Here is a 12,798-nt window from a genome sequence, read left to right as displayed (position 1 = left end):
CACGAATCATAGAGGTGCCACGCGACCACAAGGTTCGCGCTCAAACTCACCCTTCTCGCTCACTCACCCATTGCTTGGGTTTTGCGGCCCTTTCGGGCCGCCTTTTTCGCTTCGCGCGCTGCGTCTTCGAGCGCACCTGCCGCACGCCAGCCCTCGAATTCTTCGGGCGTCTCCAGCGTGATGCGTCCAAGTACCGCACTGCGAAAGTCGGTGAGCACGATTTCTGCCGCCTTTTGCACATTGACACGTCCGCCGGCCATGACCGCGCCGCGCTTTCTTCCGATCGCAGCCAGCAAGTCTTCGTCCAGCATGTCCGCCAGCGCCGCCTCCGCGAGGCCCAATCGGTAGCGCGCTTCGAGCAGCGCCGCGTAGTGCGCCTGCAGACGGCGCAGCAGTTCCAGGGCGACAAGCTCCTCATCGTAGGCGTTGCGCCCCACGGCGCCGCTTGCCGCCAGGTGGTAGCCGCTCTCGGGCGCGGTGATACGCGGCCAGAGCATGCCCGGCGTGTCCCAGAGGTAGAAATCGTCCGCCAGGGTGATGCGCTGCTCCAGCTTGGTGATGCCGGCTTCGTCGCCCGTCTTGGCTTGGCGCTTGTTCGAGAGCGTGTTGATAAGCGTTGATTTGCCCACGTTGGGCACACCACAAATAAGCACCCGCATGGGCTTGGCCATGCCACCCCGGTTGGGCGCCAGCAGATGGCAGGCGTCAATGAGCCGGCGCGCCGGTGCGGCCTCCGATGCATCCAGCCCCATGGCACGCGTGCCCTGCTGGGCGTTGTACCAATTCACCCACTCGGGCGTGCGCAGCGGGTCGGCCACGTCCTGCTTGTTGAGCACCTTGAGCGTCGGCTTGTGCCCGGTGAGCTCGGCCAGCAAGGGATTCGCGCTCGATCCCGGCAAGCGTGCGTCGAGCACCTCGATGACCACATCAATGTCCTTGATGCGCTCGGCAATCGCTTTCTTTGTCAGGTGCATGTGCCCTGGAAACCACTGAATCGCCATCCGTCTGCCTCACCCTCGTGTTTGTTTGCAGGGCGCACTCACGCGCGCACCATCCAGAATCCCCAAGCCAACCCCAGGCCGTACACCAGCGCTGCCGCGATCCCCAGTACCAGCGCCGGACGCAAGCGGCCAGGTTGGCCTGCATGGCGCCGCAGCAGCACGCCAGCGGCCAACGACAAGGGCGCCGCTGCCAGCGCCGCGAGCGTGGGCCGCGGCAGCACCAGTGCCGCCACCATGGCCACCACCCAAGCCTGCGCCGCGAGCGCCACGGCCAGATACAGCCAGGCCGCACGCGCCAGGCCCAGGCGCACCGCCAGCGTGCGCTTGCCCACGCGGGCGTCCGCCACCGCATCGGGACAGGCGTTGGCCAGCAGCACGTTGCCTATCATCAAACCATAGCCCAGCGCCGCCACCGCCGGGATGACGAAGAAACGGCCGCGCTGCACATAGTCAGCGCCCACCACCACCAGCGCCCAGGCCAGCGCAACCGCGATTTCCCCCAGCCCGCGCGACATCAGCGCCAAAGGCGGCGCGGAATACGCCCAAGCCAGCAGCAGACCAGCAAGCCCAATAAGCAGCAGCCCTCCGCCGCTTTGGAACGCCAGCAGCAGCCCACCCAGCGCCACGATCATGCCGAGCCCGAGCGAAACCTGGCGCATGTCCTGCGCCGTGACCACGCCGCCCTGCACCAGGCGCGAGCCGCCAGTGAAGGGGTACAGGCCGGCGGTGTTGGCGGCATCCGCACCGCTCACGGCGTCGGCAAAATCGTTGTGCATGTTGGCGCTGGCGTGCGCCAGCAGCGCCAGCGCCAACGTGGCCACGGCGCGTGGCCAGGAAAAGCCGCAGCCGCAGGCTGCGGCAGACGCCATACCCACGGCGCAGCCCACCGCCGTGACAACGAGAAAACCGGGCCGCGCCATGCGCAGCCAGAGCCTCCAGGAGGCGGGGGAAAGGGGAACGGGCGAATTCACAGAGGTAGCAGAGCCCATTGAACAGGCAGGCGGCAAGCTTACGTCACGGGAGCCCATGCCCCCACGCTCCCGCAAGCCGCAAGCCCAATTGACCCGAATTGTCGCGTGGGACCGCGCCAGCGGTTAGGCTTGCACCCCATGGATTACGACATTCTCATCAGTGGCGCCGGCCCTGCCGGTCTGTGTCTGGCGCGCTCGCTCTCGGGCTGTGGTCTCTCCATTGGCGTGGTCGAGCCGCAGCCGCTCGCTGCCTTGGAAACCCCCGCCTACGACGGGCGCGAGATTGCGCTCACCCAGCGCTCGGCGCAGCAAATGCGCGCGCTGGGCCTGTGGGAGCGCATCGAGGGCTACGAGCCCACCGCCTTTTCGGCGCTGCGCGACGCCCAGGTGCTCGACGGCCATTCGCGCTACGCCATGCGCATCGACCACGGCCTGTCGCGCCACGACGAGCTCGGCTGGCTGGTGTCCAACCACCTGATCCGCCGGGCCGCATTCGCCGAAATGCGCGCGGCGCAAGAGCAGCACGGCGACATTACCCTGCTTGCCGGCGAGAGTGTGGCCAAGGCGCACACCGACGAACAGGCGGCCCACGCCACGCTCGCCAGCGGCAAGGAACTCACAGCACGCCTGCTGGTGGCGGCCGACAGCCGGTTTTCTGGCACGCGCCGGGCCATGGGCATCAGCGCCGACATGCACGACTATGGCCGCTCCATGCTGCTGTGCACCATGACGCACGAAGCACCGCACCACCATGTCGCCTGGGAATGGTTCGGCTACGGACAGACGCTGGCCCTGCTGCCCATGAACGACGCGCCAGAGACCGGCGCACACCGCTCCTGCGTGGTGTTGACGCTGCCGCACCACCAGCTCGACGGCCTGGAAAAGCTCCCCGCGCCCGAGTTTGGCGATGCGCTGACGGCCCGCTTCTCGCAGCGGCTGGGCCGCATGGAACTGGCCAGCACGCGCCATTTGTACCCGCTGGTCGGCGTGCGGCCGCACCGCCTGGTGGCGCAGCGCTTTGCCTGCGTGGGCGACGCCGCGGTGGGCATGCACCCGGTGACGGCGCACGGCTTCAATTTCGGCTTGCTGGGCATTGCGACGTTGTCCGACGCCATCCGCTCGGCCCAGCTCAATGCCGGCGACATCGCCGCGCACCGGCTGCTGGCCGACTACGAACGCGCCCACCGCCGCGCGACCCTACCGCTGTACCTGGCCACCAACCTGGTCGCGCGCCTCTACACCGACGACGCCGGGCCCGCCCGCCTGCTGCGCGGCGCGGCGCTGCGGCTGGCGCAGAACTTTCCGCCGTTCAAGCGGATGGTGGCGGCATCGCTGTCGGGCAGCCACTGAGATACCAAAACAATAGCTGCTAGCGCTTACCAGATAAGCGCTAGAGGCCTATTTCCTTCAAATATTTAGCCGCCCATGCGCTGTTGGGCGTGCTGCCAAAATTCGGGATTGTGGTTGCGCCAACGCTGCGCCCTGCGTTCCGGCAGCGTGCCCAGCGACAACTGTTCACGGCCAATGGAGCCTGAGACAACTGGCCCGGTGACGCGGTCCCCGCTCTTTCGCTGCGGAAGTCTGAGACAGGAGGCTCCCAGCCGGCCACTCGCGAGCAGTCACGGCGGCAATGTGTGAGGCAACGAGGACGATCGCTTCAGGCTGCGTGCGGCTGTAGGGATTTCCAATCTGGTACCTCTATAGCGGTCATAGACATTGACTGAGGGGGATTCGACCATCTGGCAACGATCTCATCTTAAAGACCATCGGTGCCCAACCAGAATCGAATGCTGCCGTGTCGGGCTTCCAGACAGCAGAAAAATGTATGCTTGTATCTATGTCAGTCGATGTTTGGCTATTTATGGGCGCTCCGCCGCCTTAAGCCACTCATTCACTCCACTGACGCCCAAAGCAAGCAGCGCATCCTGCACCGCTACCACGCGCTGCAGCATTGCGCCGCTGTCCGAATCTTCTTGCTCTTCGGCTTGCGCAAAAAGGCGGGTCAGTAACTGCGTGAGGTTGTTCTCGTGGTCGTACAAATTAGGTTTTGTGCGCCGAGCAAATTCAAGGTAAATCTCGGTCGCTTCCAGTGCATACATTGGATCGCGAAGTGAAGTGGCATTCAGCCATGCATCGAACCCATAAAAGTCGCTTCGTGCAGACTCGGCCTCGGCCTCGGCTTCAAGCAAGGCAAAGCAACGCCGAAGCAAATAAATCGGCGTAGAGACCAATGGCGTCGTTTCTCGGAAAAGGTTGGTGTATTTGCGTGCAACCGCATGGGCATGTTGGCTTGTTGCATTCAACCCTGCCTCAAGGCCGGAGAAACATTGTGCTCTGTGCTGCTGTACATTTTGAACGTGGGCCCAAACGCTCGCCGCACCCCGCCAAGCTTCGGCGCTGTCCAGCGTCTTGAGCTCTCCGACCAAAGTGGGAAAATCCAGTTGTTTTGTAAATGCTGCCAACGCCGAGATCCGTCCCCAGCTTTCCATATCTTTACCGTTCCCTTCTCGGTAAAGGTGTGCCAGCCATTGGGCGACAATTTCAAATTGTTGGTGGTAGGCGTGATACAGGCACGGCTCTGCCGTTGCCCAAAGCCCCGTGGCATTTTCTTGCATGGCAAGGTGAAACAACTCCCAACCCAGTTCACGGTGAAGACTCTGAAAATAGGGCAAGCGCCGCAAAAGTAAGGCGCGAATGGCAGCGTTTTCATCAGCGGCAAATACGCGTAGCGTGGGAGCGAGCAACTCGGGCCAAGGCACGCTGTTCTTTTGAAGCTGACTGGCGACGAGCATCAAGGCTTCGGCGACGTGGCCTCGCGCCATATTGATGCCGGTGGTGACCAGATCAACGGTATCACCTGAGATAGAACTTTTCTCGCGTAGCGTTGAAAAGTCGATTGCCCAAAACACTAGTCGCCCGGCATCCTGCGTGTCTTGAACTACGTGTGCGCAGGCTTGCAGCGCATTGGATGCGGCACGATTGTGGTGCCAGTGGGCAGGGTGCCTTTCCAACTCGTCCAGGATTTGTTGCGCCAGCGTTGCAGCATTGGGCTCCTCAATGGGCGACCAGGTGGCGTTGGGTTGCAAGTTGCCGTGGCGGTGAGCCAGATAGGTGGCAACGCCATCCATGATGTCATCGCAAAAGCTGTCAGTTATCCGGTTCCAATGCGCTGGCAACAGCTTCAAAAACCGAGTGGGGTTGCAAGAAACGGCCTCGCCCAATTGCGAGCCTACCTCTCGCTCGCCACCCATCAGCAAATCATCAAAAGAATTTCGGGCATACCCGTTGTAGTGGGCCAGCAAGCGCAGCACTGCGTTATCGTTTATGGCGATAAACACCTTAAAAGAAAACGGCGCGCTAACCATGCCGCCACGCATTCCAATGTCCGGCTGGCGAACCAGCGGCCATGCCGCCTTTTCGCATTCGTCCAATACCGATTGTGCGGCCGGAGAACGCAAATGACATGGGATAGTGATAACCAGTTGCGCTTGTTTTCGCATCATCCATGCGCGATGTGCAAGGTCGGAACTCGCTTCCTGATGAAGGGTCAATACGGTTTTCTGTACCGCGTCTTGCCCAGCCGCATCAAGATGCAAAAACGCGAGTTGTAGCAGCGTGCCGAGTTCATACGACAAATCGGATTCGAGCAATGTTTTGTCACTCAGCATGCGGCCAATGGCGTCAAGATTGACCGTTGGTGCTGCGATGCACGCCAGAATGGCGAAATAGCGAAACGCCCCCTCAGCGCTGAAGCATAGGCGTTCGCGGTTGTTTTGCCACCAATCGGATTGAGTGTTTGCGTGATGCACGATAGCCACTTCAACGGCATCCAGCAGGATTCGCTCGCTGTCTATGTGCCGATGGTTGGTTTGGCTATGTTTATCGTTGTAGGAAGTTTCGCGCAGGAAGCCACTCGAATAGCTTGTGAGTGTTTCACCATAACGCGACCTTTTGACTTGACTCCATCGCTCAATCGTCGCCACGGCTAGGTCTAGCAATGCGGTGGACTGCTGCATTCGTTCTGCGAGAAATTTTTCATTACTGTTGCCAAATTCATGCGGTTGACAATGCAGTTTCTTGTCAAAGCGATAGGCGAGCACATCCTCGTCACTGACGTCACCCGCGACATAGCGCCACAGCACGTCATCAGGGAGACCACCGGCTTTCATGCAGTGAGCGAGCGCATGCCCGAGAAAGCTGTGCTCCTGCCGCGGCAACTTGAGTAAGACCACCAGCAAGGGCACAAGCAACGCCGAATGGCTGGCATGAACTTGTGTGATGGCATGTGCCATTGAATTGGCAAACTGGGTTTTGTCCACACCGTCCAGCTCCAACACCTCGACCCAGAAATTGAGTACCCCTGCAGCGTCGTCGTTTTTCCATTGCGACACTCGATGCATATGCATCGTTAATCCATCTACATCTCGTGCATCTCTTAATACCGGGACCAGATGCTTAAACCAGAAGTAGTGCCACTCAAGATGAACCGCCTGGGTATAGATCACCTGAAACACGTCGCGATGCGGGCCACGTAGGTCGCGTATTAGTGACCAATCCTCGTCCAGCGGGATTTGTTCCGCCAAACACTCTGCCACCAGACGGCGAATATGGAAGGCGTTGTTGCCCGTAAGAACGGTGCGCAATTGCTTTCGGAACTCGCGACGATCCCCTGTGGCCAACTGCGCAACAAAGCTGCGGATGCTGGGGCGCACAAAGGGGACGGGCGGCAAGCCTTGAATGAACTCATTCAATGTCACACCTTGACGCACTGCACCGCTGATTACCAGCACGTCCAATAGAGTCTGGTGCCCGAATGTCAGCTGCCCGGCTTGCGTTTTGTGCAACACGTTATGACTGAGCAGTGCGCGCTGAATCTCTTGCGAGGCGGTAAACCGCTGGTGCGGCACTGCCAGACTGCGCAACTTCAGCATTTCAGCAGCGATGGCCTCAATGGCTTGCATGGCGGGGTCGCCTAGCGAGCTATTGGCTTGGACGATTGTGGAGAGGTATCGCTGTGCCAGCGCTTGACTAGGGCCTGTTAACACAAACCGCGCAGTCCATCCGCGACGAGCACAAAGCTGAGGAAGCCGAGGAACATGGCGTCAAGCTTCTCGAACCGGGAGAAGATTCGGCGGTAACCCTTCAATCGCCGGAACAAACGCTCTACCTCATTGCGACGGCGGTACATGGCACGGTCGTATTCCCAGGGGTCGAGCCGTGTCCGCGTTGGAGGAACGACCGGAATGAATCCCAGGTCCAGCGCCAATTGCCGTGTCTCGTTTCCCTCGTACGCTCGGTCCATGAGCAGGTGAATGGGCCTGCTCGTTGGCCCCAGGCTTTGCAGCAGGCGGCGACCCTCAGGGGCGTCATGGGCCTGTCCAGGCGAGAGGCTGAATGTCACGGCCGTTCGAGCATCCGCGGCAACCAGATGAACCTTGGTGTTCCATCCGCCTCGGGACTTGCCGATGGATTGTGGTCCGTTTTTTTTAACGCGCCCGTCCCATCAGGGTGAACCTTGATGCTGGTGGAGTCGAGCGAGACAGCCTCGATGCGAATGCGCACCACCTGCTCGCGCTGGAGCTCCTGAAACATCTTGTCCAGCACACCGGCTTTCTCCCACCGGCGCATGCGCGTGTAGATGGTGTGCCAGTTGCCAAACCTCTTGGGCAGGCCACGCCATTTGCAACCGTGCTCGGCCACGTAAAGCATGGCATTGACCACCTGAAGGTTGGTCATGCTCACGTTACCGCGTTGAGTCGGCAGGCAGTGTTCGATACGAGCAAACTGTTCGGGCGTGATTTCCATGCCCGACAGTGTCGCCGGGCAACTCCAATCTGACAATTAGTGTTAACACGCCCTAGTTACCACATTGAAGCTGCCGCCTTGCTGTGCCAGTTCCACAAACAAGGCCAATTCATGCGGATTGCGAATCAGCTCGCGGGTGGCCGAATCCGTAACAGATGCGTCAATACTGAGGTTGGCGAGCAGCGGTGCAATCTCGGTGTCCCAGTCCAGTGGCTGGCAAGTGAATTCTTTGTTCCACGTCCGCTGGGCAATGCGGTGGTCGTAGCGGCGGTCAAAATCACGACAGGCAGTAATAACGGTGACATTGGGGATCAGCAGCAGGCGATCAATTTGGGCTAGAAAATACGTCAGCACGCTGTGCTCGCGGGCGATGGAAAGCACATCCAATGAGTCGATCACCACGACCACGTGCGCATCTTCTGCCATGCGTGCCACTTTTTCCACCCATTGCGCAGGCAGGCCTTGGGCTTGGCGGTCTTGTGCAGTGACCATATCGGCGAACTCGCGCGATTGGATGAACAGGGGCAGCAGGTCCGAGCGGGTTTGGGCAAGTTGTTCCAGTTTTTCTTGCAAGGCCAACATCACGCAGGTTTTGCCAGAGCCGGGCAAGCCGGTGAGCAAGATGGAGCTCTCTTTTGCCTCAATGGCTGCGATGAGCTCGTTGATCACTGGACTCGGTATGCGCTGGTTACCAATGTCTCTGCGCCATGTACGACCGATGGCGGAGGTACTTTGGAATGAAGCACGGACTTCCTCTATGTCCATGGGTGGAATCAGCATTGCACCTGCTTTGGCCAGTAGGGCTTTGAGGTCGGCTTTGGTCAGTCGATGCTGTGTAGCGGCACTTTGGCTGTTGTTGCCATTGACGCGCATTCCAAGGTGGTCAAGGCATGTCCATAGGGCGTTGTAAGCCGCTGATGGGTTGCTTGCCAACTGCCGCAAACGTTCGTGCAGCAATGTCTCCATGCGATCCAGTTCGTCGCTGATAACAAACTCCGTACGACATAGGAATTCATAAGTCGTCAAATTGGGCGCTTGTAATGCGATCTGCGCCGTCAACTCGGCATCTGTTTTTTTATGCGCCTTGCCCAAGTTGTCTTGGTAGGCCAATTCATCGGCATAGCTGGTGCTGTATTCGCGCAGTGAGGCAAGTTCGCCAAAGGCACTGCGAGAAAAGAATCGAACTACCGCTTTTGAGTCACTGGCCAACAAGCGGCTTGCCTTGTGCAACTCGTCGGCGAGGTCAGGAATAGACCAAGCCTTATGTGATGTCTGATTTTTTTTGCACTGGCAGCAAATTTTTGTGCCATCGCCTTTCCCGACCACCACGTCGTCCACCGACCATGTCACTGAATCGACTTCAATCCATTGGTATGCAGAGTCTGACAGAACGGTCAAGGCCCAGTCAAAGGCCACTAATGTCTGGTAGCCATCACCTCGATTGGATTGAATGCCTGCTTTGCTCATTTGTTGATTTCTGTTGAATACTGCTCGTTCGCCTGATCAAGTCAGAAGCTTAAGCGGCGGCTGCCCAATCGCTGTTCCATTGAACGTCAATTCGGACTCAATAACTGGCATTGGGCAGGCACTTCAAAAAAATTCATTGTCGGTTAAAGGGCGCTTTTCTGGCAGCCACGAACGACCGCTGACTGGCCCGTTAACGTTTGAATTTGAACTTCCAGTAAGCAGCCGTCGGCCAGTAGCCGCTCCCGCTGCATAGCAAACGTTCCGGTCTGTCCCCATGCCTCAGGCTTTAATGCGCTGTTTCGGACATTAATGGCAAGGAACAACAGCCCAAGGGTGCCCATGGGGCATTTCTACGCACTCGCTGCCCGCAGGCCCTGCTCCACCGTCGGGTAGACCAGCCGCAGACCCAGTTCGCACGCCATGCGCGTGGTGTCGAGACGGCGCGATTCGCTCATGAAGCTCATCTGCATCGCACCCAACTGCTCGGCCATCTCGCTGCGCGCGATGCGCGGCGGACGCGGCAAGCCGTACAGGTCGGCAGCCAGGTCGAAGTAGTCGCCCATGGGCAACTGGCTTTCGTCACTCAGGTTGTAGATGCGCTGCGGCGCGCCGCGCCACAGGGCCGCCAGGCAGGCGCGAGCCAGGTCGTCGGCATGGATGTGGTTGGTAACCACGTCGTCCTGCGCCCTCAGCACCGGCGTGCCCCGGCGCAGGCGCGCCTCGGGCGTGCCGCCCGCGCGGTCTGGTGCGTAAATACCCGGCACACGCAGCACGCTGGCGCGCACCCCGGCGCGGGCGAAACGGCGTACGCGCTGCTCAGCATGCACCCGGCGCCGGGCGCGGGCGGTCGCCGGCGCCACGGCGCGCGTCTCGGCCACCCAGGCGCCGCCGCAGTCGCCGTACACGCCACTGGTCGAGGCATACACCAACGCCCTGGGCAGCGTACGCAGGCGCAAGGCGGCCAGCAGCGCCACGGTGCGCGGGTCCGTCGCCCCGGCCTGCGGCGGCGGTGCCAGGTGCAGCACATGGGTGGCCAAGCCCGCGAGGCGGCGCAGCGTGGCGGGGGCATCGAGGTTGCCCAGCAGCGGCTCGGCGCCCAGCGCGCGCAGCTCGGCCACGCGCTCGGGGCTCGACGTCAGCGCCAGCACGCGCAGGCGCGGGGCATGGCCGCCTTGCGAGAGCGCGCGCAGCACGCGCACGCCTACGTCGCCGCAGCCGACGATGAGCAGCCTGGGGCGGCGAAAGCGCGCGGGCAGCGCGCCGGAGGGGTTTTGGTTTGAGGGCAAAATTGAGCCGCCTTTTGCAGAACCTTGAGGATACCCAAAGCATGACCAGCGCCGCGCCCGCAGCACCACCCTTCCAGATTTCCGTGCTGCCGAGTGGCCGCGCCTTTGCCGCCGAAGCGAACGAACCCATGCTGACGGCCGCCATCCGTGCCGGTGTTGGCCTGCCTTACGGCTGCAAGGACGGCGCCTGCGGCTCCTGCAAGTGCAAGAAAATATCGGGCACCGTGGTGCACGGCGAGCACCAGGAAAAAGCCCTGAGCGCGGCGGAAGAAGCCGCCGGCTTCGTGCTCACCTGCTGCGGCGTGGCGCAGACCGACGTGGTGCTCGAATCGCGCCAAGTGACCGACGAAGGCGCTTTCCCCATCCGCAAGCTCCCGGTGCGCATTGCCGCGCTGGAGCAGCTCTCGCACGACGTGATGCGCCTGCGCCTGCAACTGCCAGCGACCGAAGCCTTCCGCTACCACGCCGGCCAGTACGTCGAATTCATTCTGCAAGGCGGCGTGCGGCGTTCGTACTCGATCGCCAACGCGCCGCACACGCAGGAAGCCGTGGGCGGCGTGGAACTGCACCTGCGCCACATGCCCGGCGGAAAATTCACCGACCATGTGTTTGCCGGCATGAAAGAGCGCGACATCCTGCGCATCGAAGGGCCGTATGGCAGCTTCTACTTGCGTGAAGATTCCGACAAACCCATCGTCCTGCTCGCGTCGGGCACCGGCTTTGCGCCCGTCAAGGCGCTGATCGAGCAATTGCAAAAGAGCGGCAGCACCCGGCCCGTGGCGCTGTACTGGGGCGGACGGCGCCCGCGCGACCTGTACATGGACGCCTGGGTGCAAGAGCGCCTGGCCGAGCTGCCGCAGTTGCGCTACATCCCGGTCGTCTCCGACGCCCTGCCCGAAGACGGCTGGAGCGGCCGCACCGGCTTTGTCCACCAGGCCGTGCTCGACGATTTTGCTGACCTCTCGGGCCACCAGGTGTATGCCTGCGGCGCCCCCATCGTCGTGGACAGCGCGCGCGACGCCTACTGCAGCCAGCGCGGACTGCCGGCAGAAGAGTTTTTCGCCGATGCCTTCACCTCAGAGGCCGACAAGCACGGGGCTTGAAAACGGCTCCTGCCGTCCCGGCGGTGGGTGCAGACAGCGTGCGTAGGGCATTTTTTGCACAATGGGGCCATGAAACTCCGCACCCTCCTCCTTGCCAGCGCCGCCGCAGCCGCGCTGTTTGCCACCGGCGCGCAGGCGCAAGACGCGTCGCACCCGATTCGCCTCATCGTCCCCTACGGCCCCGGCGGCCCGGTGGATGTCACCGCACGTGTGCTGGCTGAAGCTGTCAAAGACGCCCTTGGCACAGTCATCGTCGAGAACAAACCCGGCGCGGGCGGCAACATCGGCGCTGACATCGTTGCCAAGGCCGCGCCGGACGGCAACACCATCGGCATCGCCGCCACCGCCACGCATGCCGTGAACCCCTGGCTGTTCAAGCGCATGCCCTACAACGCCGCCAAGGATTTTGCTGGCATCACCCAGATGGTGCGCATCCCCAACGTACTCGTGGTGAATGCCGACATAGCCAAACAGCGCCATATCGCCACCCTGGCCGACCTGATTGCCTACGCCCGTGCCAACCCCGGAAAACTCAACTACGGCAGCGGCGGCAACGGCAGTGCCGGCCACCTGGCCGGTGAGATGTTCAAGCAGCAGGCGGGCATCTTTGCCGTGCACATCCCCTACAACGGCGGCAAGCCGGCGCAGCTTGCCCTGCTCTCGGGCCAGGTCGATTTCAACTTTGACAACCTCGCCACCGCAGCACCCAACATCAAAAGCGGCAAGCTCCTGGCATTGGCCGTGACGAGCGCCCAGGCAAGCCCTGCCCTGCCCGGTGTTCCACCCGTGGCCGACACGTTCAAAGGTTTTGAAATCGACACCTGGTGGGGCCTGGTGGCGCCCGCTGGCACACCAAAACCTGTCCTCGACAAGCTGAGCAAGGCGTTTGTCGCCGCGCTGAAGGCGCCAGAAACCAAGACCCGCTTCGGCCATTTGCTGGCCGAACCTGTGCCGACCACGCCCGAGCAGTTCGACAACTTCATGGCAGCCGAGCGCGCGAAATACAAGACGCTGGTGAAGGCGTCGGGCGCAACGGTGGATTGACCGGCTACCGTTGAATTTTTTAAATAAAACGGCTGCTAGCGCTTGGCGACCTCAAATCTGAAGTGCAACACCTTCCAGAATTGAGGTATCCATGAGCAAGAAAACATACGAGCAGATCAAA

Annotated in this window: 9 protein-coding genes; 3 read left to right on the top strand and 6 right to left on the bottom strand. The window is 61.4% G+C overall.

Annotated features, from left to right (window positions below; translation table 11 throughout):
* Positions 1-59: 59 nt before the first annotated feature.
* The gene (gene ylqF, locus AC07ZH_RS18955; RefSeq protein ID WP_495200886.1) at positions 60-1,001 is read right to left on the bottom strand and encodes a ribosome biogenesis GTPase YlqF; all 942 of its coding nucleotides are present in this window, start codon (positions 999-1,001) and stop codon (positions 60-62) included.
* A gap of 38 nt (positions 1,002-1,039) precedes the next feature.
* Positions 1,040-1,972: a prenyltransferase gene (locus AC07ZH_RS18950; protein WP_495200885.1), complete on the bottom strand. Its 933-nt coding sequence runs from the start codon at positions 1,970-1,972 to the stop codon at positions 1,040-1,042.
* A 138-nt stretch (positions 1,973-2,110) separates the two neighbouring features.
* Here AC07ZH_RS18950 and ubiM point away from each other — a divergent pair, with 138 nt between their 5' ends.
* Complete coding sequence (ubiM, locus tag AC07ZH_RS18945) at positions 2,111-3,322, top strand: 5-demethoxyubiquinol-8 5-hydroxylase UbiM (protein WP_495200884.1); 1,212 nt, start codon at positions 2,111-2,113, stop codon at positions 3,320-3,322.
* A gap of 509 nt (positions 3,323-3,831) precedes the next feature.
* On the opposite strand, the gene AC07ZH_RS18940 is transcribed toward ubiM, so the two are convergent.
* The 4 genes from AC07ZH_RS18940 to AC07ZH_RS18925 form a co-directional block, all read right to left on the bottom strand.
* Positions 3,832-6,933, bottom strand: a complete 3,102-nt coding sequence (locus tag AC07ZH_RS18940) for a hypothetical protein (protein WP_495200883.1) — start codon at positions 6,931-6,933, stop codon at positions 3,832-3,834.
* A gap of 77 nt (positions 6,934-7,010) precedes the next feature.
* A protein-coding gene (locus AC07ZH_RS18935; RefSeq protein WP_495200882.1) for an IS5 family transposase occupies positions 7,011-7,777 on the bottom strand; the annotation gives its coding sequence in 2 pieces (ribosomal slippage) (positions 7,011-7,462 and positions 7,462-7,777; 768 coding nt in all).
* A 42-nt stretch (positions 7,778-7,819) separates the two neighbouring features.
* A complete protein-coding gene (locus AC07ZH_RS18930; RefSeq protein WP_495200881.1) occupies positions 7,820-9,244 on the bottom strand; it encodes an AAA family ATPase in 1,425 nt (474 codons plus the stop codon).
* Between the two features lie 350 nt (positions 9,245-9,594).
* Complete coding sequence (locus AC07ZH_RS18925; RefSeq protein WP_495200880.1) at positions 9,595-10,530, bottom strand: NAD-dependent epimerase/dehydratase family protein; 936 nt, start codon at positions 10,528-10,530, stop codon at positions 9,595-9,597.
* A 41-nt stretch (positions 10,531-10,571) separates the two neighbouring features.
* Between AC07ZH_RS18925 and AC07ZH_RS18920 the strand changes: the two genes are divergently transcribed.
* Together AC07ZH_RS18920 and AC07ZH_RS18915 are read left to right on the top strand one after the other, a co-directional pair.
* On the top strand, positions 10,572-11,633 hold the full coding sequence (locus tag AC07ZH_RS18920; protein WP_495200879.1) for a CDP-6-deoxy-delta-3,4-glucoseen reductase: 1,062 nt from the start codon (positions 10,572-10,574) through the stop codon (positions 11,631-11,633).
* Between the two features lie 69 nt (positions 11,634-11,702).
* Positions 11,703-12,677, top strand: a complete 975-nt coding sequence (locus AC07ZH_RS18915) for a Bug family tripartite tricarboxylate transporter substrate binding protein (protein ID WP_495200878.1) — start codon at positions 11,703-11,705, stop codon at positions 12,675-12,677.
* Positions 12,678-12,798: the final 121 nt, after the last annotated feature.

The sequence above is a fragment of the Simplicispira sp. GW247-4R2A genome, assembly GCF_059424465.1.
Note: the sequence above shows the minus strand (reverse complement) of the source record. Positions and strands in the feature narration are given on the sequence as shown.